At 75.3% G+C, this 26,120-nt stretch carries 3 protein-coding genes; all 3 read left to right on the top strand.

The window, feature by feature from the left end:
* The first annotated feature begins 16 nt into the window (after positions 1–16).
* Genes AB2U05_RS28985 through AB2U05_RS28995 form a run of 3 tightly spaced genes read left to right on the top strand, consistent with a single transcriptional unit; the run spans position 17 to position 26,093 of the window.
* Entirely contained in the window at positions 17–12,799 is a 12,783-nt protein-coding gene (locus AB2U05_RS28985) for an amino acid adenylation domain-containing protein (protein WP_369184663.1), read from the top strand.
* 2 nt (positions 12,800–12,801) lie between these two features.
* Positions 12,802–20,682, top strand: a complete 7,881-nt coding sequence (locus AB2U05_RS28990) for an amino acid adenylation domain-containing protein (RefSeq protein WP_369184664.1) — start codon at positions 12,802–12,804, stop codon at positions 20,680–20,682.
* Positions 20,679–26,093 (top strand): amino acid adenylation domain-containing protein, encoded by a 5,415-nt coding sequence (locus tag AB2U05_RS28995; RefSeq protein ID WP_369184665.1) that lies wholly within the window; start codon positions 20,679–20,681, stop codon positions 26,091–26,093. The genes AB2U05_RS28990 and AB2U05_RS28995 overlap by 4 nt, the downstream gene beginning before the upstream one ends.
* Positions 26,094–26,120 lie beyond the last annotated feature (27 nt).

The following is a 26,120-nucleotide window of genomic DNA, read 5'->3' on the forward strand; positions in this document are numbered from 1 at the left end:
TGAGGGTGGATCAACCATGTCCGAAACCGGAAACACCGGTCTGCCCGTGGCGGCCGCCGGCGCCGCAGCCGGCACCGAACCGGCTGCGTCGGCCGTCGAGGAGCTGACCGCGGCGGAGCTGTTCGCGGCCCGGGTGGCGGCGGCGCCGGACGCGCCGGCCCTGGTGTTCGAGGGCGGCGAGCTGTCGGCGGCCGAACTCGACGCGCGGGCAGGCAAGTTGGCCCGCCACCTGGTCGGGATGGGGGTCGGGCCGGAGTCGTTCGTGGCGCTCGCCCTGCCGCGCTCGGTGGAGCTCGTGGTCGCCGTGCTCGCGGTGTGGAAGGCGGGCGGGGCGTACCTTCCGGTCGACCCGGTGTACCCGGCGGACCGGATCTCGTACATGCTGGAGGACGCCGAGCCGCCGCTGGTGCTCACCCGCTCCGACGTCGCGGACCGCGTCCCGGCGGGGCGCCCGGTCGTGGTGTTGGACGACCCGGCCGTGCTCGCGGCCGTCGAGGCGCAGTCCCCGGCCGGGCGCCCGGTCACCGTGCGCCCGTCGAACCCGGCGTACCTGATCTACACCTCCGGCTCGACCGGCCGTCCCAAGGGCGTCGTGGTCTCGCACGCCGGTGTGGCGGGCCTGCTGGCCACCCAGCGGGACCGGCTGGAGGCGGGCCCCGGCAAGCGGGTCCTGCAGTTCGCCTCGCCGAGCTTCGACGCGGCCTTCTGGGAACTGTGCCTGGGCCTGTTCTCCGGCGCGGCGCTGGTCGTGGCGCCCGCCGAGAAGCTGCTCCCGGGCGAGGGACTGGCGCAGGTGCTGACCGGCTTCGGGGTGACCCACGTGCTGCTGCCGCCGGTGGTGCTGGCGGCGATGGAGCCGGGCGAGGACCTGCTGCCGGGCGGCTGGCTGGTTTCGGGCGGCGAGGCGCTGTCGGGCGAGGTCGCCGGCCGGTGGTCGACGGGCCGCCACCTGGTGAACGCGTACGGCCCGACCGAGGCGACCGTCGCCGTCACGCTCAGCGGGGCGCTCAGCGGCACCGCGACCCCGCCGATCGGCTTCCCGGTGCTCAACGCCCGGCTGTACGTGCTGGATCCGGACCTGCGGCCGGTGGCGCCGGGCGTGGTCGGCGAGCTGTACGTCGCCGGGCCCGGCCTGGCGCGCGGCTACCTCAAGCGTCCCGGGATGACGGCCGAGCGGTTCCTCGCCGACCCGTACGGCCCGGCGGGCTCGCGGATGTACCGCACCGGTGACCTGGTGCGGCAGACGGCCGGTGGTGAGCTCGACTACCACGGCCGGGTCGACGACCAGGTGAAGATCCGTGGTTTCCGGATCGAGCTGGGCGAGGTCGAAGCGACGCTGGCCGGGCAGCCCGGCGTCGGCCAGGCCGCCGTGCTGGCCCGCGAGGACCAGCCCGGTGCCCGGCAGCTCGTCGGCTACGTCGTCCCCCGGGACGGTGCCCAGCTCGACCCGGCCGCGCTGCGCGCCGGCGTCGGCGAGTCGCTGCCGGACCACATGGTCCCGGCCGCGTTCGTGGTGCTGGACGCGTTCCCGGTGACGCCGAACGGGAAGCTGGACCGCAAGGCGTTGCCCGCCCCGGACTTCAGCGCCCTGGGTGGTGGCCGGCGGCCTCGGACGGCGCAGGAGGAGCTGCTCTGCGCGGTGTTCGCGGAGCTGCTGGGGGTGCCGGACGTCGGCATCGACGACGACTTCTTCCACCTCGGGGGGCACTCGCTGCTGGCCACCCGGCTGGTCGGCCGGATCCGGTCGGCGCTCGGTGTCGAACTGGCCGTGCGCGCCGTGTTCGAGGCGCCGACCGTCGCGGCGCTGGCCGCCCGGCTGGCGGACGCCGGGCAGGCCCGTCCGGCGCTGCTGCCGGCGGTGCGACCCGAGCGGGTGCCGCTGTCGTTCGCGCAGCGGCGGCTGTGGTTCCTGCACCGGTTGGAGGGGCCGAGCGCGACCTACAACCTTCCGATGGCGCTGCGGCTTTCGGGTGCGCTGGACCGGGAGGCGCTGGCGGAGGCGCTGGCGGATGTGGTGGGCCGGCACGAGAGCCTGCGCACGGTGTTCCCCGAGGATGAGGGGGTGCCGTACCAGCGGGTGCTCGAAGGTGTGGCGCCGGAGCTGGCCGTGCGCGAGGTGACGGCGGGCGAGGTGGAAGGCGCGCTGTCGGCGGCCGCGGCGGTGGGTTTCGCGCTGGAGTCCGAGATCCCGCTGCGGGCCGAGCTGTTCGTCCTCGGCGCCGACGAGTGCGTGTTGTTGTTGACGCTGCATCACATCGCCGGTGACGGCTGGTCCTTGGTGCCGTTGAGTACGGACCTGGCGACGGCCTACGCGGCGCGGGTGCGCGGCGAGGCGCCGCAGTGGAAGCCGCTGGCGGTGCAGTACGCCGACTTCGCGCTGTGGCAGCAGGGGCTGCTCGGTGAGGAGGGCGACCCGGAGAGCGTCATCTCCCGGCAGTTGGACTTCTGGAAGGCCGAACTCGCCGGTGTTCCGGAAGAGTTGAACATTCCGACCGACCGGCGGCGGCCGGCGGCGGCGAGTCACCGGGGCGCGAGTCTCACCTTCACCGTCCCGCCGGAGGTGCACTCCGGCCTGCTCGCGCTCGCCCGGGAGTCCGGGGCGACGCTGTACATGGTGGCCCAGGCCGCGATGGCGGCTCTGCTGACCCGGCTGGGTGCGGGGGAGGACGTCCCGATCGGCGGTGTCGTGGCCGGGCGTACGGACGAGGCGCTGGACGAGCTGGTCGGCTTCTTCGTCAACACGGTGGTGCTGCGCAGCGACACCTCGGGCGATCCGACGTTCCGCGAACTGCTGGGCCGGGTGCGGGAGTCGGATCTGGCGGCGTTCGCGCACCAGGACGTGCCGTTCGAGCGGCTGGTGGACGCGGTCGGCGTGAACCGTTCGCTGGCGCGGCACCCGCTGTTCCAGGTGATGCTCGTCCTGCAGAACAACGAGCGGGCCCGGTTCACGTTCGCTGACCTGAACGCCGACCTGCACCGGGTGGACGCGGGCGTGGCCAAGTTCGACCTCTTCTTCGAGCTGATCGAGCAGGCGGAGGGCGGTCTGGCGGGTCTGCTGGAGTACTCCTGCGACCTCTTCGACCCGGAGACGGCCGAGCGGATCTGCGAGCGTTTCGTCCGGGTGCTGACGGCGGCCGCCGCGGAGCCGGACGAGCGGATCGGGCGGATCGAGGTGCTGGACGCCGATGAGCGCCGGCGGGTGCTGGAGGAGTGGAGCAGCGCTCCCTGCGCCGTCGAGGCGTTGACCGCGGCGGAGCTGTTCGCGGCCCGGGTGGCGGCGGCGCCGGACGCGCCGGCGCTGCTGTTCGAGGGCGGTGAGCTGTCGGCGGCCGAACTCGACGCGCGGGTCACGAAGTTGGCCCGCTACCTGGTCGGGAGGGGCGTCGGGCCGGAGTCGTTCGTGGCGCTGGCCCTGCCGCGCTCGGTGGAGCTCGTGGTCGCCGTGCTCGCGGTGTGGAAGGCGGGCGGCGCGTACCTTCCGGTCGACCCGGCCTACCCGGCCGAGCGGATCTCGTACATGCTCGATGACGCCCGGCCGCAGCTCGTGCTGACCCGCTCGGACGTGGCCGACCGGGTGCCGGACGGCCGTCCGGCGACGGTCCTGGACGACCCGGCCGTGATCGCGGCCGTGGAGGCGCAGTCCGCGGCGGAACTCGTCAGTCCGGCGCGGTTGTCGAACCCGGCCTACGTGATCTACACCTCCGGTTCGACCGGCCGCCCCAAGGGCGTCGTGGTCTCGCACGCGGGTGTGGCGGGCATGCTGGCCACCCAGGTCGAGCGGGCGCCGGTGGGCCCCGGTTCGCGGGTGCTGCAGTTCGCCTCGCCGAGCTTCGACGTCGCCTTCTGGGATCTCGCCATGGGACTGTTCACCGGCGCGGCCCTGGTGGTGGCGCCCGCCGAGAAGCTGGTCCCGGGCGAGGGGCTGGCGCAGGTGCTGACCGGATTCGGGGTGACCCATGCGCTGCTGCCGCCGGTCGTCCTGGCGGCGATGGAGCCGAGTGACGAGCTGCTGCCGGGCGGCTTCCTGATGGCGGCCGGTGAGGCGCTGCCGGGTGAGGTCGTCGGCCGGTGGTCGCCGGGGCGCACCCTGCTGAACGTGTACGGCCCGACGGAGTCGACGGTCGCCGCGACGGTGAGTGGCAGCGGGCTGAGCGGTTCGGCGACGCCGTCGCTCGGCAAGGCCGTGGTGGGTTCCCGGCTGTACGTGCTGGACTCCGGCCTGCGGCCGGTGGTGCCGGGTGTGGTCGGCGAGCTGTACATCGCCGGCGACGGTCTGGCCCGTGGTTACCTGGGCCGCTCCGACCTGACCGGTGAGCGGTTCACCGCGGACCCGTTCGGCCCGGCGGGTTCGCGGATGTACCGCTCCGGTGACCTGGTGCGGCAGTCGGCCGGTGGTGAGCTCGACTACCTCGGCCGGGTCGACCACCAGGTGAAGATCCGTGGTTTCCGGATCGAGCTGGGCGAGATCGAGTCCGTGCTCGCCGCTCATCCGGCGGTGGGGCAGGTCGCGGTGCTGGCGCGCGAGGACCAGCAGGGCGGCCGGCAGGTGGTCGCGTACCTGGTCGCCGCGCCGGGTGCCGAGCTGCCGGACACGGCCGAGCTGCGCGCGTACGTGGGTGGGATGCTGCCGGACTACATGGTCCCGGCCGCGTTCGTGGTGCTGGACGCGTTCCCGGTGACGCCGAACGGGAAGCTGGACCGCAAGGCCCTGCCCGCTCCGGACTTCAGTGCGGCGCGCAGCGGCCGCAGGCCCCGGACGGCGCAGGAGGAGCTGCTCTGCGCGGTGTTCGCGGAGCTGCTGGGGGTGCCGGACGTCGGCATCGACGACGACTTCTTCCACCTCGGTGGGCACTCGCTGTTGGCCACCCGGCTGGTCGGCCGGATCCGTTCGGCGCTCGGCGTCGAACTGGCCGTGCGCGCCGTGTTCGAGGCGCCGACCGTCGCGGCGCTGGCCGCCCAGTTGGCGGACGCCGGGCAGGCCCGTCCGGCGCTGCTGCCGGCGGTGCGCCCGGACAGGGTGCCGTTGTCCTTCGCGCAGCGGCGGCTGTGGTTCCTGCACCGCCTGGAGGGCCCGAGCGCGACCTACAACCTTCCGATGGCGCTGCGGCTTTCCGGCGCGCTGGACCGGGAAGCGCTGGCGGCCGCGCTGGCCGACGTGGTCGGGCGGCACGAGAGCCTGCGCACGGTCTTCCCCGAGGACGACGGCGTGCCGTACCAGGAGGTGCTGGCGGACGCGGTGCCCGAGCTGCTGGTCCGGCGGACGACCGAATCCGCCCTGGCGGACGCGCTGGTGGCCGCCGCCGCGACCGGCTTCGAGCTGGAGCGCGAACTCCCGCTGCGGGCCGAGCTGTTCGTGCTGGGCGAGGAGGACCACGCCCTGCTGCTGACGCTTCACCACATCGCCGGTGACGGCTGGTCGATGGCTCCGCTCGGCGCCGACCTGGCGACGGCCTACGCGGCGCGGGTGCGTGGCGAGGCGCCGGCCTGGAAGCCGCTGGCGGTGCAGTATGCCGACTACGCGCTGTGGCAGCAGGGGCTGCTCGGCGAGGAGGGCGACCCGGACAGCGTCATCTCCCGGCAGCTCGCGTTCTGGAAGTCCGAACTCGCGGACGCCCCGGAAGAGTTGAACATTCCGACCGACCGGCAGCGACCGGCGGCCGCGAGCTACCGGGGCGCGAGCCTCCGGTTCACCGTCCCGCCGGAGGTGCACGCCGGCCTGCTCGCGCTCGCCCGGGAGTCCAGGGCGACCCTGTACATGGTGGCCCAGGCCGGCCTGGCCGCGCTGCTGACCCGGCTCGGCGCGGGGGAGGACGTGCCGATCGGCGGTGTCGTGGCCGGCCGCACCGACGAGGCGCTGGACGAGCTGGTCGGCTTCTTCGTCAACACGGTGGTGCTGCGCACCGACACCTCCGGTGACCCGACCTTCCGCGAACTGCTCGGCCGCGTCCGGGAGTCGGACCTCGCGGCGTTCGCGCACCAGGACGTGCCGTTCGAGCGCCTGGTCGACGCCGTCAGCTCGAACCGCTCCCTGGCCCGGCACCCGCTGTTCCAGGTGATGCTCGTCCTGCAGAACAACGCGACCGCCGAGCTCGGCCTGCCCGGCCTCACCGGCCGTGAACTGCGGGTCGACCCGGGCGTGGCCAAGTTCGACCTCGCCTTCGAGCTGATCGAGCAGGCGGAGGGCGGTCTGGCGGGCCTGCTGGAGTACTCCTGCGACCTCTTCGACCCGGAGACGGCCGAGCGGATCTGCGAGCGCTTCGTCCGGGTGCTGACGGCGGCCGCCGCGGAGCCTGACCTGCGGATCGGGCGGATCGAGGTGCTGGACGCCGATGAGCGCCGGCGGGTGCTGGAGGGCTGGAGCAGCGCTCCCTGCGCCGTCGAGGCGTTGACCGCGGCGGAGCTGTTCGCGGCCCGGGTGGCGGCGGCGCCGGACGCGCCGGCCCTGCTGTTCGAGGGCGGATCCTACTCGGCGGCCGAACTGGACGCCCGTGTCACCAAGTTGGCCCGCCACCTGGTCGAACTCGGCGTCGGCCCGGAGACCTTCGTCGCGCTCGCCCTGCCCCGCTCGGTGGAGCTGGTCGTCGCCGTGCTCGCGGTGTGGAAGGCGGGCGGGGCGTACCTGCCCGTCGACCCGGCGTACCCGGCGGACCGGATCTCGTACATGCTGGAGGACGCCGAGCCGCCGCTGGTGCTCACCCGTTCCGACGTCGCGGACCGCGTCCCGGCGGGGCGCCCGGTCGTGGTGTTGGACGACCCGGCCGTGATCGCGGCCGTGGAGGCGCAGTCCGCGGCGGAACTCGTCAGTCCGGCGCGGTTGTCGAACCCGGCGTACCTGATCTACACCTCCGGTTCGACCGGCCGCCCCAAGGGTGTCGTGGTCTCGCACGCGGGTGTGGCGGGCATGCTCGCCACCCAGGTCGAGCGGGCGCCGGTGGACGCCGACTCGCGCGTCCTGCAGTTCGCCTCGCCGAGCTTCGACGTCGCCTTCTGGGATCTCGCCATGGGCCTGTTCTCGGTCGGCACCCTGGTGGTGGCTCCGGCCGAGCGGCTGCAGGCGGGGGAGGAGCTGCGGCGGACCCTCGTCGAGTTCGGGGTGACCCACGTGCTGCTGCCGCCGGTGGTCCTGGCGGCGATGGAGCCGAGCGACGAGCTGCTGTCGGACGGGTTCCTGATGGCGGCCGGTGAGGCGCTGCCGGGCGAGGTCGTCGGGCGCTGGTCGCCGGGGCGCACCCTGCTGAACGTGTACGGCCCGACGGAGTCGACGGTCGCCGCCACGGTCAGTGGCAGCGGGCTGAGCGGTTCGGCGACGCCGTCGCTCGGCCGGGCGGTGCTCGGCACTCGGCTGTACGTGCTGGATCCGGGTCTGCGGCCGGTGGTGCCGGGTGTGGTCGGCGAGCTGTACATCGCCGGCGACGGTCTGGCGCGCGGCTACCTCAAGCGCCCCGGGATGACGGCCGAGCGGTTCGTCGCCGACGCGTACGGCCCGGTCGGCTCGCGGATGTACCGCACGGGTGACCTGGTGCGGCAGTCGGCCGGTGGTGAGCTCGACTACCTCGGCCGGGTCGACCACCAGGTGAAGATCCGCGGTTTCCGGATCGAGCTGGGCGAGATCGAGTCCGTGCTCGCCGCTCACCCGGCGGTGGGGCAGGTCGCGGTGCTGGCGCGCGAGGACCAGCAGGGCGGCCGGCAGGTGGTCGCGTACCTGGTCGCCGCGCCGGGCGGCGAACTGCCGGACACGGCCGAGCTGCGCGCGTACGTCGGCGGGACGCTGCCGGACTACATGGTCCCGGCCGCGTTCGTCGCGCTGGATGCGTTCCCGGTGACGCCGAACGGGAAGCTGGACCGCAAGGCCCTGCCCGCTCCGGACTTCAGTGCGGCGCGCAGCGGCCGCAGGCCCCGGACGGCGCAGGAGGAGCTGCTCTGCGCGGTGTTCGCGGAGCTGCTGGGGGTGCCGGACGTCGGCATCGACGACGACTTCTTCCACCTCGGTGGGCACTCGCTGTTGGCCACCCGGCTGGTCGGCCGGATCCGGTCGGCGCTCGGCGTCGAACTGGCCGTGCGCGCCGTGTTCGAGGCCCCCACGGTCGCCGGCCTCGCCGCCCGGCTCGCCCAGGAGACCGGGCAGGCCCGTCCGGCGCTGCTGCCGGCGGTGCGACCCGAGCGGGTGCCGCTGTCGTTCGCACAGCGGCGGCTGTGGTTCCTGCACCGCCTGGAGGGACCGAGCGGCACCTACAACATCCCGATGGCGCTGCGGCTTTCCGGCGCGCTGGACCGGGAGGCGCTGGCGGCCGCGCTGGCCGACGTGGTCGGGCGGCACGAGAGCCTGCGCACGGTGTTCCCCGAGGACGAGGGGGTGCCGTACCAGCGGGTGCTCGAAGGTGTGGCGCCGGAGCTGGCCGTGCGCGAGGTGACGGCGGGCGAGGTGGAGGGCGCGCTGTCGGCGGCCGCGGCGGTGGGTTTCGCGCTGGAGTCCGAGATCCCGCTGCGGGCCGAGCTGTTCGTGCTGGGCGAGGACGACCACGCCCTGCTGCTGACGATCCACCACATTGCCGGTGACGGCTGGTCGTTGGCGCCGCTGAGTGAGGACCTGGCGACGGCCTACGCGGCGCGGGTGCGCGGCGAGGCACCGCAGTGGAAGCCGCTGCCCGTGCAGTACGCCGACTACACGCTGTGGCAGCAGGGACTGCTCGGCGATGAGGACGACCCGGACAGCGTCATCTCCCGCCAGCTCGCGTTCTGGAAGGCCGAACTCGCGGACGCCCCGGAAGAGTTGAACATTCCGACCGACCGGCAGCGGCCGGCGGCGTCGAGCTACCGGGGCGCGAGTCTCACCTTCACCGTCCCGCCCGAGGTGCACTCCGGCCTGCTCGCGCTCGCCCACGAGTCCCGCTCCACCCTGTACATGGTGGCCCAGGCCGGCCTGGCCGCGCTGCTGACCCGGCTTGGCGCGGGGGAGGACCTGCCGATCGGCGGCGTCGTCGCCTGCCGCACCGACGAGGCACTGGACGAGCTGGTCGGCTTCTTCATCAACACCGTGGTGCTGCGCACCGACACCTCCGGTGACCCGACCTTCCGCGAACTGCTGGGCCGGGTGCGGGAGTCGGACCTCGCGGCGTTCGCACACCAGGACGTGCCCTTCGAGCGGCTGGTCGACGCGGTCGGCGCGAACCGCTCGCTGGCGCGGCACCCGCTCTTCCAGGTGATGCTCGTCCTGCAGAACACCGAGCAGGCCCGGTTCGCCTTCGCGGACCTGAGCGCCGACTGGCGCTGGGTGGACGCGGGCGTGGCCAAGTTCGACCTCTCCTTCGAGCTGACCGAGCAGGCGGAGGGCGGTCTGGCGGGCCTGCTGGAGTACTCCAGCGACCTCTTCGACCCGGAGACGGCCGAGCGGATCTGCGAGCGCTTCGTGCGGGTGCTGGCCGCCGTGGCCGCCGAACCGGACCAGCGGATCGGGCGGATCGATGTGCTGGGCGCGGCCGAGCGCCGGCGGGTGCTGGAGGAGTGGAGCAGCGCGCCGCGCGCCGTCGAGGAGCTGACCGCGGCGGAGCTGTTCGCGGCCCGGGTGGCGGCGGCGCCGGACGCGCCGGCCGTGCTGTTCGAGGGCGGTGAGCTGTCGGCGGCCGAACTCGACGTGCGGGCGACGAAGTTGGCCCGGCGCCTGGTCGACCTGGGCGTCGGCCCGGAGACCTTCGTGGCGCTGGCCCTGCCGCGCTCGGTGGACGTGGTCGTCGCCGTCCTCGCCGTGTGGAAGGCGGGCGGCGCCTACCTGCCCGTCGACCCGGCGTACCCGGCCGAGCGGATCTCCTACATGCTGGAGGACGCCCGGCCGCGGCTCGTCCTGACCCGCTCGGACGTGGCCGACCGGGTGCCGGCCGGCCGCCCGGTCGTGGTCCTGGACGACCCGGCCGTGATCGCGGCCGTGGAGGCGCAGTCCGCGGCCGAACTCGTCAGTCCGGCGCGGTTGTCGAACCCGGCGTACCTGATCTACACCTCCGGTTCGACCGGCCGCCCCAAGGGTGTCGTGGTCTCGCACACCGGGGTGGCGAGCATGCTCGCCGGCCAGGTGGACCGGCTGGAGGCGGGCCCCGGCAAGCGGGTCCTGCAGTTCGCCTCGCCGAGCTTCGACGCCGCCTTCTGGGAGCTGAGCCTGGGCCTGTTCTCCGGCGCGGCCCTGGTCGTGGCGCCCGCCGACAAGCTGCTCCCGGGCGAGGAGCTGGCACAGGCGCTGACCGGATTCGGGGTGACCCACGTGCTGCTGCCGCCGGTGGTCCTGGCGGCGATGGAGCCGGCCGAGGACCTGCTGCCGGGCGGCTGGCTGGTCTCCGGCGGCGAGGCGCTGTCGGGCGAGGCCGCCGGCCGCTGGGCGACGGGCCGCCACCTGGTCAACGCGTACGGCCCGACCGAGGCGACCGTCGCCGTCACGCTCAGCGCGGCGCTCAGCGGCACCGCGACCCCGCCGATCGGCACGCCGCTGGCGAACGCCCGGCTGTACGTGCTGGATTCCGGGCTCCAGCCGGTGGCGCCGGGCGTGGTCGGCGAGCTGTACATCGCCGGGCCCGCGCTGGCCCGGGGCTACCTGGGCCGCCCCGACCTGACCGGTGAGCGCTTCGTCGCCGACCCGCACGGCCCGGCCGGCTCGCGGATGTACCGCACCGGTGACCTGGCCCGCTGGGGCGCGGACGGCCAGCTCCGGTACGCCGGCCGCGCCGACCACCAGGTCCAGCTGCGCGGCTTCCGGATCGAGCTGGGCGAGGTCGAGGCGGCCCTCGCCGGGCAGCCCGGCGTCGGGCAGGCCGCCGTCCTGATCCGGGAGGACCAGCCCGGCGTCCGGCAGCTCGTCGGCTACGCGGTGGCCGCGGACGGCGCCGGGCTCGACCCGGCCGGACTGCGCGCCGGCGTCGGCGAGGCGCTGCCCGACTACATGGTCCCGGTCGCCGTCGTGGTCCTCGACGCGTTCCCGGTGACGCCGAACGGCAAGCTGGACCGCAAGGCCCTGCCCGCCCCGGACCTGTCCGCGGGGACCACCGGGACGGCCGCCCGCGACGGGCGCGAGGAGGTGCTCTGCGGCCTGTTCGCCGAGCTCCTCGGCCTGGCGGCGGTCGGCGTCCACGACAGCTTCTTCGACCTCGGCGGCGACAGCATCGTCTCCATCCAGCTGGTCAGCCGCGCCCGCAAGGCCGGTCTGGTGATCACCCCGCGCCAGGTCTTCGAGCACAAGACCGTCGCCGCCCTCGCCGCCGTCGCCGAGGACCTGGCGTCCGGCGCGGCCGCCGCGGTCGCGGACAGCGGCCTCGGCCGCATCCCGGCCACGCCGGTGATGCGCTGGCTGTTCGGGCGCGGCGGCCCGCTCGGCCGGTTCAACCAGTCGATGCTGCTCAACGCCCCCGCGGCCCTGACCGAGGAGCACCTGGCCGCCGCCCTCCAGGCCGTCCTCGACCACCACGACGTCCTGCGCGCCCGGCTCGTCCCGGCGGGGGCGCAGGAGGCGGCGGGGGCGCCGGGCGCCGCGGACGGACCGGAACTGGACGTCCCGCCGCCCGGCAGCGTCCGGGCCGCCGAGCTGGTCAGCCGGATCGACCTGACCGCCGCCGGCGCCCTCGGCCTGCGCGAGCTGGTGGCGCGCGAGGGCGAGGCCGCGGCCGGCCGGCTGGACCCGGAGCGCGGCGTCATGGTCCAGGCGGTCTGGTTCGACGCCGGGCCGGACGCACCGGGCCGGCTGCTGCTGGTCGTCCAGCACCTGGCGGTCGACGGCGTCTCCTGGCGCATCCTGGTCCCCGACCTGGCCGCCGCCTGGGAGGCGGTCGCGGCCGGCCGGGAGCCCGTCCTCGACCCGGTGGCCACCTCTTTCCGGAGCTGGTCCCGGGGCCTGGCCGAGGCCGCCGAGGCCCCTGCCCGTCGCGGCGAACTGTCACTGTGGGAACGTCAGTTGGACGTCATCGACCCGCCGGTCGGGGACCGCCCGTTCGACCCCGCCGAGGACCTGACGGGCACCGCGCGGACCCTGGTCCGCACCCTGCCGAGCGACCTCACCGCGGAACTGCTGACCAGCGTCCCGGCCGCGTACCACGCGGGCGTCAACGACGTGCTGCTCACCGCCTTCGCGCTGGCCGTGGCGGATCACCGCCGCCGGCACGACCGGGCCGGCGACGGCTCCGTCCTGGTCGACCTGGAGGGCCACGGCCGCGAGGACGTCGTCGGCGGCGCCGACGTCTCCCGCACGGTCGGCTGGTTCACCAGCGTGCACCCCGTCCGGCTCGCCCCGGCCGTCCGCGACTGGGCCGGCCTCTGGGCCGGCGGCGCACCGGTCGGCCAGGCGCTCAAGCTGGTCAAGGAGCAGCTGCGCGCCCTGCCCGACCGCGGCCTCGGCTACGGCCTGCTGCGCCACCTCAACCCGGACACCGGGCCGCAGCTGGAGGCCTTCGGCGAGCCGCAGTTCGGCTTCAACTACCTGGGCCGCTTCCCGGCCGCCGGCGGCGAGCCGTGGTCGACCGCCGCCGAGGCCGAGGCGCTCGGCGGCGGGACCGACCCGGCGATGCCGATGACCCACCTGGTGGAGCTGGAGGTCCTGACCGAGGACCACCCCACCGGCCCCCGGCTGGTGGCCACCTGGTCCTGGGCGGGCCTGGCCGTCCCCGAGGCGACCGTGGCCGAACTGGCCGACCTGTGGTTCCGCGCCCTGCGTGTGACGGCCGAGCACGCGCGCACCGCCGGCAGCGGCGGCCACACCCCCTCTGACCTCTCTCTCGTGTCCTTGTCCCAGGCCGAGATCGACCTGCTCGAAGCTGACTGGAGGCTCTGAAAGTGACGAAGCCCGGCCTCGCGGACGTACTCCCGCTCTCCCCGCTGCAGGAAGGCCTGCTGTTCCACTCGCTCTACGACGAGCAGGCCGCCGACGTCTACACCGTGCAGGTGGTCCTCGACGTCGAGGGCCCGCTCGACCCGGCCCGGATGCGCACCGCCGCCGAGGGCCTGCTGCGCCGGCACCCCAACCTGCGGGCCGCGTTCCGGCACGAGGGCCTGGCCCGGCCGGTCCAGCTGATCCCGCACGAGGTCGAACTGCCCTGGAGCGAGACGGACCTGTCCGGGCACACCGACCCGGCCGGCCAGGAGGCCGAGCTGGACGGCCTGCTGGCCGCCGACCGGGCCCGCCGCTTCGACCTGTCCCGCCCGCCGCTGCTGCGCTTCGCGCTGCACCGGCTCGCCGAGCAGCGGCACCTCCTGGTGGTGACCAAGCACCACATCCTGGTCGACGGCTGGTCGATGCCCGTCATGGTGCGCGAGCTGTTCGAGCTGTACGCGGCCGGGGGCGACGAGACGGCGCTGCCCGCCGTCACGCCGTTCCGGCAGTACCTGGCCTGGCTGGCCGGGCAGGACGCGGAGGCGGCCCGGGCGGCCTGGCGCGAGGCGCTGGCCGGGCTGGAGGAGCCGACCCTGCTGGCCGGCGCCGACGCCGAGGAGGCCGTCCTCCCGCCGGCGCACCGGGTCGTCGAGCTGTCCGCCGAGCTGACCACCCGGCTGCGCGGGCAGGCCCGCAAGCACGGGCTGACCTTCAACACCGTGGTGCAGGGCGCCTGGGCGCTGCTGCTCGCCAAGCTGACCGGGCGCGAGGACGTGGTGTTCGGCGCGACCGTCTCGGGCCGCCCGCCGGAGATCCCGGGCGTCGAGACGATGGTCGGCCTGTTCATCAACACCCTGCCGGTGCGGACCCGACTGCGGCCCGCCGAGCGGCTGGTGGACGTCCTGACCCGGCTGCAGGGGGAGCAGGCGGGCCTGATGGCGCACCAGCACCTGGGCCTGACCGAGGTGCAGCGGCTGGCCGGCCACGGCAAGCTCTTCGACACCATCGCGGTGTTCGAGAACTACCCGATGGACCCGCAGTCGCTCGGCCCGGCCGACGGCCCGCTGAAGCTGACCGACCTGCGGGGGACCGACGGCACCCACTACCCGCTCGGCCTGATCGCCCAGGTGGCGGACGGCCGGCTGCACCTGCGCCTGGACCACCGGAGGGAGCTGTTCGACGACGAGGCCGTCCGGCTGATCGGCGAGCGGCTGGTCCGGCTCTTCGAGGCGATCGCCGCCGACCTCACCCGGCCGGTCGGCCGGATCGACCTGCTCGGCCCGGAGGAGCTGCGCCGCGTCCTGGTCGAGTGGAACGGCGACGGCGCCGAGGTCGCCCCGGCGACCGTCCCCGAGCTGTTCGCCGCCCAGGCCGCGCGCACCCCGGAGGCCGTCGCGGTGAGCTGCGAGGGCACCGAGCTGACGTACCGGCAGCTGGACGCCGCCGCCAACCGGCTGGCCCACCTGCTGGTCGAGCGCGGCGTCGGCCCCGAGGACTTCGTGGCGCTCGCGCTGCCCCGCTCGGCCGACCTGGTGGTCGCCGTGCTCGGCGTGCTCAAGGCCGGCGCCGCCTACGTGCCGCTCGACCCGGCGTACCCGGCCGACCGGCTCGCCTACACCCTCCAGGACGCCGGGCCGGCCCTGCTGCTGACCGCCGGCGCCGACGTCCTGGCGCTCGACGGCGCGCCCGCCCGGATCGTCCTGGACGACCCGCAGGTCCGCGCCGACCTGGCCGCCCGGCCGGAGAGCGCCCCGGCGGTGGCACTGCACCCGGAGCACCCCGCGTACGTCATCTACACCTCGGGCTCCACCGGCCGCCCCAAGGGCGTGGTCGTCCCGCACCGGAACGTGGTCCGCCTGTTCGGCGCCACCGAGCGGTTCTTCCACTTCGGCCCGGACGACGTGTGGACGCTGTTCCACTCCTACGCCTTCGACTTCTCGGTCTGGGAGCTGTGGGGCCCGCTGCTGCACGGCGGCCGCCTGGTGGTCGTCCCGTACTCGGTCAGCCGCTCCCCGGAGGAGTTCCTGCGGCTGCTCGCCGACGAGCGGGTCACGGTGCTCAACCAGACGCCGTCGGCGTTCTACCAGCTGATGCGCGCGGACCGCGAGGACCCGGAGACCGGGCGCCGGCTCGCCCTGCGGCACGTGGTGTTCGGCGGCGAGGCGCTGGACCTGTGGCGGCTCGCCGACTGGTACGAGCGGCACGACGACCACGCGCCCGTCCTGGTCAACATGTACGGCATCACCGAGACCACGGTGCACGTCAGCCACCTCGCGCTGGATGCCCCGAGCGCGGCCGCCGGGCCGGGCAGCATGATCGGCGGCGCCATCCCCGACCTGCGGATCCAGATCCTGGACGGCGGCCTGCGGCCGGTCGCGCCCGGCGTCGCGGGCGAGATCTACGTCGGCGGGGCCGGCCTGGCCCGCGGCTACCTGGGCCGGCCCGACCTGACCGCCGGGCGGTTCGTCGCCGACCCGTTCGGCCCGCCCGGGGCGCGGATGTACCGCACCGGCGACGTGGCCCGCTGGACGGAGACCGGCGCACTGGAGTTCGCCGGCCGGGCCGACGACCAGGTGAAGATCCGCGGCTTCCGGATCGAGCTGGGCGAGATCGAGTCCGTGCTCGCCGCCCACCCGGCGGTCGCGCAGACCGCCGTGACGGTCCGCGAGGACCAGCCGGGCGACCTGCGGCTGGCCGCCTACCTGGTGCCCGCGGCCGGGGCGGACCTCGACCTCGGCGCGCTGCGCGCGCACGCCGCCCGGGCGCTGCCCGACCACATGGTGCCCGCGGCCCTCGTCGCCGTGGACGCCCTCCCGCTCACCCCCAACGGCAAGCTCGACCGCAAGGCGCTGCCCGCGCCCGAGTTCGCCGCCGGCGGCGTCGGCCGCGGCCCGCGCACGCCGCAGGAGGAGATCCTGGCCGGGATCTTCGCCGAGGTGCTGGGCGTGCCCGCGGTCGGCGTCGACGACGACTTCTTCGCCCTGGGCGGGCACTCGCTGCTGGCCACCCGGCTGGTCGGGCGGGTCCGCTCGGCGCTCGGCGTCGAGGTGTCGATCCGCGCCCTGTTCGAGGCCCCCACGGTCGCCGGTCTCGCCGAGCGGCTCGCCGAGGAGACCGGCCGGGCCCGTCCGGCGCTGCTGCCGGCGGTGCGCCCGGACAGGGTGCCGCTGTCCTTCGCGCAGCGGCGGCTGTGGTTCCTGCACCGCCTGGAGGGCCCGAGCGGCACCTACAACATCCCGATGGCGCTGCGGCTTTCCGGCGCGCTCGACCGGGAGGCGCTGGCGGCCGCGCTGGCCGACGTGGCCGGCCGGCACGAGAGCCTGCGCACGGTCTTCCCCGAGGACGGCGGCGTGCCGTACCAGGAGGTGCTGGCGGACGCGGCGCCCGAGCTGCTGGTCCGGGAGACGACCGAGGCCGCGCTGGCGGACGCGCTGGCGGACGCCGCCGCGACCGGCTTCGCGCTGGAGCGCGAGATCCCGCTGCGGGCCGAGCTGTTCGTGCTGGGCGAGGAGGACCACGCCCTGCTGCTGACGCTCCATCACATCGCGGGTGACGGCTGGTCGATGGCTCCGCTCGGCGCCGACCTGGCGGCCGCCTACGCGGCGCGGCTGCGCGGCGAGGCGCCGCAGTGGAGGCCGCTGCCCGTGCAGTACGCCGACTTCACGCTGTGGCAGCGCGACGCGCTCGGCGAGGAGAGCGACCCGGACAGCCTCATCGGCCGCCAGCTCGACTTCTGGAAGAGCGAACTCGCCGGCCTCCCCGAGCAGTTGGAGCTGCCGACCGACCGCTCCCGGCCGGCCGTGGCGAGCCGCCGCGGCGAGATGGTGACCTTCGAGCTCGACGGCGCCCTGCACGACGGCCTGCTCGCGCTCGCCCGGGAGTCCCGCTCCACCCTGTACATGGTCCTGCAGGCCGGTCTGGCCGCGCTGCTGACCCGGCTCGGCGCGGGGGAGGACCTGCCGATCGGCGGCGCCACGGCCGGGCGTACCGACGAGGCGCTGGACGAGCTGGTCGGCTTCTTCGTCAACACCGTGGTGCTGCGCACGGACACCTCGGGCGATCCGACCTTCCGCGAACTGCTCGGCCGGGTGCGGGAGTCGGACCTGGCGGCGTTCGCGCACCAGGACGTCCCGTTCGAGCGCCTGGTCGACGCCGTCAGCCCGGACCGCTCGCTGGCCCGGCACCCGCTGTTCCAGGTGATGTTCGTCCTGCAGAACAACGCGACCGCCGAGCTCGGCCTGCCCGGCCTGACCGGCCGCGAGCTGCGGGTTGGCGTCGCCGGCGCCAAGTTCGACCTCGACTTCGACCTGGCCGAGCGGCCCGGCGGCGGCATCGACGGCCTGGTCATGTACTCCTGCGACCTCTTCGACCGCGGCACGGTCGAGCGGATCGTCGAGCGGTACCTCCGGGTGCTGGCCGCCGTGGCCGCCGATCCGGACCTGCGGATCGGCCAGATCGAGGTGCTGGACGCGGCCGAGCGCCGGCAGGTGCTGGAGGAGTGGAGCAGCGCCCCGCGCGCCCTGGAGGAGCTGACCACGGCGGAGCTGTTCGCCGCCCGGGTCGCGGCGGCGCCGGACGCGCCGGCCCTGCTGTTCGAGGGCGGGTCCTACTCGGCGGCCGAACTGGACGCCCGCGCCGCCAAGTTGGCCCGCCACCTGGTCGAACTCGGCGTCGGCCCGGAGACCTTCGTGGCGCTCGCCCTGCCCCGCTCGGTGGAATTCGTGGTCGCCGTGCTCGCCGTGTGGAAGGCGGGCGGGGCGTACCTGCCCGTCGACCCGGCCTACCCGGCCGAGCGGATCTCGTACATGCTGGAGGACGCCGAGCCGCCGCTGGTGCTCACCCGCTCCGACGTCGCGGACCGCGTCCCGGCGGGCCGCCCGGTCGTGGTCCTGGACGACCCGGCCGTCATCGCGGCCGTCGAGGCGCAGTCCCCGGCCGAACTCGTCAGTCCGGCCCGGCCGTCGAACCCGGCCTACGTGATCTACACCTCCGGCTCGACCGGCCGCCCCAAGGGCGTCGTGGTCTCGCACGCGGGTGTGGCGAGCGTGGTCGCCACCCAGGTCGAGCGGCTGGCGGCGGGCCCCGGCTCGCGCGTCCTGCAGTTCACCTCGCCCAGCTTCGACGCCACCTTCTGGGAACTGAGCATGGGCCTGTTCTCCGGCGCGGCCCTGGTGGTCGTGCCCGCCGAGCGGCTGCAGATCGGCGAGGAACTGGAGCGCACGCTCGTCGGGTTCGGCATCACCCACGCCATGCTGCCGCCCGTCCTGCTGACCGCGATGGAGCCGAACGAGCGGATCCTGCCGGGCGGCACCATCGTCAGCGGCAGCGAGGCCGTCCCGGGCGAGGCGGTGGCCCGCTGGTCGCCGGGCCGCCGGATGGTGGACGCCTACGGCCCGACCGAGGCGACGGTCGTCTCCTCGTTCAGCGCCCCGCTGAGCGGCTCGGCGGCCCCGCCGATCGGCTACCCGGTGCTCAACGCCCGGCTGTACGTGCTGGACTCCGGCCTGCGGCCGGTCGCCCCGGGGGTGGTCGGCGAGCTGTACATCGCCGGCGCCGGCCTGGCCCGCGGCTACCTGGGCCGCCCCGACCTCACCGGTGAGCGCTTCGTCGCCGACCCGTACGGCCCGGCCGGTTCGCGGATGTACCGCAGCGGCGACCTGGCCCGCTGGGGTGCGGACGGCCAGCTCCGGTACGCCGGCCGGGCGGACCACCAGGTCCAGCTGCGCGGCTTCCGGATCGAGCTGGGCGAGGTCGAGGCGGCCCTGGCCGGGCAGCCCGGCGTCGGCCAGGCCGCCGTCCTGGTCCGCGAGGACCAGCCCGGCGCCCGCCAGCTCGTCGCCTACGTCGTCCCCCGGGACGGCGCCGAGCTCGACCCGGCCGGACTGCGCGCCGGCGTCGGCGAGGCGCTGCCCGACTACATGGTCCCGGCCGCCGTCGTGGTGATCGACACCCTGCCGATGACCCCGAACGGCAAGCTGGACCGCAAGGCGCTGCCCGCCCCGGACTTCCACCCCGCCGGCACCGGCGGCGACGCCCGCGACGGGCGCGAGGAGGTGCTCTGCGGCCTGTTCGCCGAGCTCCTCGGCCTGGCGGCGGTGGGTGTCCACGACAGCTTCTTCGACCTCGGCGGCGACAGCATCGTCTCCATCCAGCTGGTCAGCCGCGCCCGCAAGGCCGGTCTGGTGATCACCCCGCGCCAGGTCTTCGAGCACAAGACCGTCGCCGCCCTCGCCGCCGTCGCGGGCAGCCTCGACCAGGTGGTGAGCGAGGGGCCGGACGAGGGCATCGGCGAGGTGCCGCTCACCCCGGCCGTCCACGCGCTGCGCGAACGCGGCGGCCCGATCCGCCAGTTCAACCAGTCCACCCTGCTGAATGCCCCGGCCGGCCTGACCGAGGAGCACCTGACCGCCGCCGTCCAGGCCCTGCTCGACCACCACGACGCGCTGCGGATGCGGCTGACCCGCGAAGCCGGCGGCTGGCGGACGACCGTGCCCGAGCGCGGCGCCGTCGACGCGGCCGACTGCGTCCTGCGGGTCGACACGGCGGGCCTCGACCCGGCCGCGCTGCGCGCCGTCAGCTCCGCGCAGGACGTGGCGGCCTGGGCCCGGATGGACCCGGACGCCGGCGTCCTGCTGCAGGTGGTCTGGTTCGACGCCGGACCGGACACCCCCGGCCGCGTGCTGCTGGTCGTGCACCACCTCGCGGTGGACACCGTCTCCTGGCAGGTCCTGGTCCCCGACCTGGCCGCCGCCTGCGAGGCGCTGGCCGCCGGCCGCGAGCCGGAGCTGCAGCCCACCGGGACGTCCGTGCGCCGCTGGGCCGAGCAGCTGGTCGCGCTCGCCCACAAGCCCGAGCGGGTCGCCGAACTCGCCCTCTGGGAGGAGATGCTGGACGTGCCCGACGCCCTGCTGGGCGAGCGGCCGTTCGACCCGAACACGGACGTGCTGGGCACCATGCGCTACCTGACCCGCACCGAGCCGGCCGAGCACGTCGCCCCGCTGCTGACCACGCTCCCCGCCGCCTACCACGCCGGCGTCAACGACGTGCTGCTCACCGCCCTCGCCCTCGCCGTCGCCGAGTGGCGGGCCGGCCGGGGCGAGGAGGAGGAGACGGCCGTCCTGGTCGAACTGGAGGGCCACGGCCGCGAGGACGTCGTCGAGGGCGTGGACCTGTCCCGCACGGTCGGCTGGTTCACCAGCGTGCACCCCGTCCGGCTCGACGTCGCCGGGGTGGACCGGACCCAGGTCGCGGACGGCGGCGTGGGCGTCGGCCAGGCGCTCAAGCTGGTCAAGGAGCAGCTGCGCGCCGTGCCCGACCACGGCCTCGGCTACGGCCTGCTGCGCCACCTCAACCACGACACCCGGGCGGTGCTGGCCGACCTCCTGGGCCCGCAGGTCAGCTTCAACTACCTCGGCCGCAGCTCGGCCGCCGGCGGCGCGACCGCCGAGCCGTGGACCCCGGTCGTCGACGAGGGCGTGCTCTCCGGCGCGGCACTGGAAGGCGGCCGGCCCGAGCCGGAGACGCCGATGAGCCACGCGCTGGGCGTCACCGCGCTGACCGAGGACCACCCGGACGGGCCGCGCCTGCTGCTCGTCTGGTCCTGGCCGCAGACGCTGCTGCGCGAGCGGGAGATCGAGGACCTGGCCGACTGCTTCAGCCGTGCCGTCCGGGCGTTGGCGGCACATGCCGACCGCCCCGACAGCGGCGGCTTCACCCCGTCCGACCTGTCCCTGGTCTCGCTGAGCCAGGACGAACTGGACGGCTTCGCGGCGGAGATCGGCGACGACCTCGCCGACGAGCTGGACGAGGACGACTTCGAGGACGAATGGGAGACCGCAAAGTGACCGATTCCGGCGCGCAGAAGCCCGGCACCACCGCCGGCCCGCAGACCGCCACGGCCCGGAGCACCGAAGCGCCGGGCACCAGGGCCCAGGGCGCGAAGAAGTCCGCCGTCGAGGACATCCTCCCGCTCTCGCCGCTCCAGGAGGGCATGCTCTTCCAGGCCCTCTACGACGAGGACGGCCCCGACCTCTACGTCCACCAGATGCTGCTCGACCTGGAGGGCCCGCTGGACACCCGCGCCCTGCGGGTCGCCGCCCGCGCCCTGCTGGAGCGGCACGCCAACCTGCGGGTCGGCTTCCGCCACGACAAGGCGAGCAAGCCCGTCCAGCTGGTGCACCGCAAGGTCGCCGTGCCGTGGGAGCAGATCGACCTCAGTGGCCTGGACGCCGAACGGCAGCAGGCCGAGCTCACCCGGCTCGCCGACGAGGACCAGGCCCGCCCGTTCGACCTCACCCGCCCGCCGCTGATCCGCTTCACCGTCCTGCGGCTGGCGCCCGAGCGGTTCCGGCTGATGATGACCAAGCACCACATCCTGATGGACGGCTGGTCGATCCCCATCCTGGTCCGCGAGCTGTTCGAGCTGTACGCGAGCAAGGGCGACGCCTCCGTGCTGCGCCCGGTCACCCCGTACCGCGACTACCTCGCCTGGCTCGCCGAGCAGGACGCCGACGCCGCCGAGCAGGCCTGGCGGCAGGCGCTGGCCGGGATCGACGACCCGACGCTGGTCGTCCCGTCCAGCCGCGGCCGGGCGCTGGTGCGGCCCGGCTGGCTGCACCGGGAGGTGCCCGCCGAGGTCACCGCCGCCCTCCAGGCGCTGGCCCGCAGCCGCGGACTCACCGTCAACACCGTCATCCAGGGCGCCTGGGGCCTGCTGCTGAGCGCCCTGACCGGGCGCGAGGACGTGGTGTTCGGCGCGATCGTCTCCGGCCGCCCGCCGGAGATCCCGGACGTCGACACCATGGTCGGCCTGTTCATCAACACCCTGCCGGTCCGGGTCCGGCTGCGCGCCGGCGACTCGCTCGCGAGCGCGCTCGGCCGCCTGCAGCAGGAGCAGACCGAACTGCTCGCCTACCAGCACGTCAGCCTCACCGACGCGCAGCAGCTCTCCGGCCACGGCGAGCTGTTCGACACCACGCTGGTCTACCAGAACTACCCGGTGGACCCGGCCACCGAGCGGATGGAGGTCGGCGGCGTCCGGTTCTCCGGCGTGGACGGCCGCGACGGCGCCCACTACCCGCTGAACCTCGCCGCCGGCCTGATGGGCGAGGACCTGCACCTGCGGCTGTGCTACGCCCCCGACCTGTACGAGGAGGACGCCGCCACGGCCGTGCTGGACCGGCTGGTCCGGCTGCTCACCGCCGTCGCCGCCGACCCGGACCAGCTGATCGGCCGGCTGGACGTGCTCTCCGCCGACGAGCGCCGCAAGCTCCTCACGGACTGGAACGACAGCGCCCGCGAGGTCGCCCCGGCCACCCTGCCCGAGCTGTTCCAGGCCCGCGTCGCCGCCGACCCGGACGCGCCCGCCCTGCTCTTCCGGGACACCGTGGTCTCCTACGGAGAGCTGAACGCCCGCGCCAACCGGCTGGCCCACCACCTGATCGCGGCGGGCGTCGGCCCCGAGCAGTTCGTCGCCGTCTCGGTGCCCCGCTCGGTCGAGCTGATCGTCGCGCTCTGGGCCGTCAGCAAGGCCGGCGCCGCGTACCTGCCGCTCGACCCGGAGTACCCGGCCGACCGGCTCGACTTCATGATCGCCGACGCCCGTCCGGTGGTCGGCCTGGCCACCGCCGCCACCGCCGAACTGCTCGACGCGGCCGGCGCGGAGATGCCGCGCGTGGTGCTGGACGACCCGGCCGTGCTCGCCGCCCTGGCCGAGCGCCCCGACACCGACCCCACCGACGCGCAGCGCACCGCCCCGCTGCGGCCGGCCAACCCGGTGTACGTCATCTACACCTCCGGCTCCACCGGCCGCCCCAAGGGCGTCGTGGTCCCGCACCGCGGCCTCGCCAGCCTGGTCGCCACCCAGGCCGAGACCGTCCAGGCCGGGCCCGGCAGCCGGGTGCTGCAGTTCGCCTCGGTCAGCTTCGACGCCGGCTTCTGGGACATCGCGATGGGCCTGCTCTCCGGCGCCGCCCTGGTCCTCGGCACCGCCGACGACCTGCTGCCCGGCGAGCCGCTCGCCGAGGTCGTCCGCCGGCACGGCGTCACCCACGCCACCCTGCCGCCGGTCGCCCTGGCCGCGCTGCCCACCGGCGACGAGGTGCTGGCCGGCGCCACCCTGGTCTCCACCGGCGACGCCTGCACCCCCGAACTGGTCGCCCGCTGGTCGCCCGGCCGCCGCCTGCTCAACGGCTACGGCCCCACCGAGACCACCGTCGGCGCCACCATGAGCGGGGCCCTCACCCCCGGCGGCACCCCGCCGATCGGCCGGCCGTTCGCCAACTCCCGGGTGTACGTGCTGGACAAGGCGCTGCGCCCGGTGCCGCCCGGCGTCGCCGGCGAGATGTACATCTCCGGCGAGGGCCTGGCCCGCGGCTACCACCAGCGGCCCGGCCTGACCGCCGAGCGCTTCGTCGCCAACCCCTACGGCCCGGCCGGCTCCCGGCTCTACCGCTCCGGCGACCTCGGCCGCTGGCGCGCCGACGGCACGCTGGAGTTCGCCGGGCGCGCCGACGACCAGGTGAAGGTGCGCGGCTTCCGGATCGAGCTCGGCGAGATCGAGTCCGTCGTCGGCCTGCACCCCGCGGTCGGCCACGCCAGCGTGATCGTCCGCGAGGACGAGCCCGGCGACAAGCGCGTGGTCGCCTACCTGGTCGCCGCCGCCGACCGGACCGTCGCGGTGGACGAGCTGCGCGCGTACCTGGCCGCCAAGCTGCCCGAGTTCATGGTCCCGTCCGCGTTCGTGGTGCTCGACGCCTTCCCGCTGCTGCCCAACGGCAAGGTGGACCGCAAGGCCCTGCCCGTGCCCGGCGCCGACGCCGGCAGCCTCGGCCGGGCCCCCGAGGGCCCCGAGGAGGAGGCGCTCGCCGCCGTCTTCGCCTCGATCCTGGAGCGCGACGCGGTAAACGTCGAGGAGAGCTTCTTCGAGATGGGCGGGCACTCGCTGCTCGCCGCCCGGCTGATCAGCCGGATCCGCTCGGAGCTCGGTGTGGCGCTCCCGATCCGCGCCCTGTTCGAGGCGCCCTCGGTGGCCCAGCTCGCCGAGCGGCTCGTCGAGGCCGGCGGCATCAAGGTCGTCCTGAAGGCCGAGGAGCGGCCCGAGGTCGTGCCGCCGTCCGTCGCCCAGCGCCGGATCTGGGCGGACAGCCGGGAGCCGGGGCGCGCCGCGCAGCGGATCCCGCTGGCCGTCCGGCTGCACGGCGCCCTCGACCGGGACGCGCTGCGCGCCGCCCTGGCCGACCTCGTCGAACGGCACGAGATCCTGCGGACGGTCTTCCCCGAGCACGGCGGCGAGCCGCGCCAGCTGGTCCTCGACCCGGCCGCCGCCCGGCCCGCCCTGGCCGTCACCGACACCACCGAGGACGCCCTCGCCGGCCTCGTCGAGCAGGCCGCCGCCCGCGGCTTCGACCTGACCGCCGACCAGCCGCTGCGTGCCGAGTTGTTCGCGCTCGGCGCCGAGGAGCACGTGCTGCTGCTCACCCTGCACCCCGTCGCCGCCGACGCCGGATCGGTCGCGCCGCTCGCCCGCGACCTGGCCACCGCCTACGCGGCCCGCGCCCGCGGCGAGGCGCCCGCCTTCCGCCCGCTGCCGGTGCAGTACGCCGACTACGCGCTCTGGCAGCGCCGCTCCCTCGGCGCCGAGGACGACCCGAAGAGCCGCGCCGGCCGCCAGCTCGGCTACTGGCGCGAGGCCCTGGCCGGCCTGCCCGACCAGCTCTCGCTGCCCGCCGACCGCCCGGAGCCCGCCCACCGTGCCGAGGCCGTGGCCGTGAGCCTCGACGCCAGGCTGCACGCCCGCCTCGCCGGGCTCGCCCGGGACGGCCAGGCGAGCATGCCGATGGTGCTCCGGGCCGGCCTCGCCGCCCTGCTGAGCGCCCTCGGCGCCGGCCCGGACGTGCCGATCGGCAGCCCCGTCCCCGGCCGCACCGAGGACGCGCTGAGCGACCTGGTCGGCCGGTTCGCCAACACCCTGGTGCTGCGCACCGACACCTCCGGCGACCCGACCTTCCGCGAGCTGATCGCCCGCGTCCGGGAGACCGACCTGGCGGCCCGCGCGCAGCAGGACCTGCCGTTCGACCGGCTGGCCGACACCCTGCGGCCCGGGCGCCCGCTCGTCCAGGTGCTGCTGACCGTGCGCGACGGCGCCGAGCCGGGCCTGGACCTGCCCGGCCTGCGCACCGAGCCGTACGCCGTCGCCGAGCCCGCCGCCGAGGCCGACCTGGCCGCCCGCCTGGGCGAGCGCTTCGACGCCGCCGGCGCGCCGGCCGGCATCGACGGCGAGCTGCGGTACGACACCGGGCGCTACGACCGGGCCACCGCCGAGCGGCTGGTCGAGCGCCTGATCGCGCTGCTGACCGCCGCCGGCGAGGCGCCCGACCGGCCGATCAGCGCCATCGGCGGTGCCCAGCCCGCCGCCCGCCGGGCCGCCCCGAGCCCGCTCGGGGCGCTCACCCCGGGCCGGAGCGCGGACGCCTTCGACGACTCCCTGGACGTGCTGCTGCCGCTGCGCGCCGAGGGCACCCTGGCCCCGCTGTTCTGCGTCCACCCCGGCCTGGGCCTGGGCTGGATCTACTCCGGTCTGCTGCAGACCCTTGAGGCCGACCGCCCGCTCTACGCGCTGCAGGCCCGCGGCCTGCGCGGCGAGGGCGAACTGCCCGGCAGCGTCGAGGAGATGGCCGCCGACTACCTGGCCCGGATCCGTGAGGTGCAGCCCGAGGGCCCGTACCACCTGCTCGGCTGGTCCCTCGGCGGCCTGGTCGCCCAGGCGATCGCCACCGAGCTGGAGGCGGCCGGGCAGCAGGTCGCGCTGCTCACCCTGCTGGACGCCTTCCCGCACGCGGTCCGCGTCTCGACGGACGAGGCGGCGTTCCAGCGCGAACTGTTCGAGCTGGTCGGCCCGGCCGCCGCCGACCTGCGGGCCGGGAAGCTGAGTCACGCCGACGCGGCGGCCCTGCTGACCGAGGCGATCCTGCCCGGCATCCAGGCCCGGCACGTCGGGGCGATCGAGCGGGTCGTGCTGAACAACGGCCGGATCGCGGAGGCGGCGCGCCCCGGGGTCTTCCGGGGTGAGGTGCTGTTCTTCCACGCCACCGAGGGCCGGACCGCCGAGTCGCCCCGGATCGAGGACTGGAAGCCGTACCTGACCGGCGGCTTCGAGCAACACGACCTGGCCTGCACGCACGGCGGGATCGCGGCGACGGCCGTGCTCGCCGAGATCGGCCGCCTGCTCGTCGAGCGCCTGCACCGCGGCAACTGAACGTCCCGACGATCCACTGGAGGAGAG

It is taken from the genome of Streptomyces sp. Y1 (genome assembly GCF_041053115.1).
Classification (GTDB): domain Bacteria; phylum Actinomycetota; class Actinomycetes; order Streptomycetales; family Streptomycetaceae; genus Kitasatospora; species Kitasatospora rubellomurina.

Excerpts from the sequence above, each read along its gene's own strand:
- AB2U05_RS28985 (WP_369184663.1), top strand. The coding sequence starts at position 17 with ATGTCCGAAACCGGAAACACCGGTCTGCCCGTGGCGGCCGCCGGCGCC.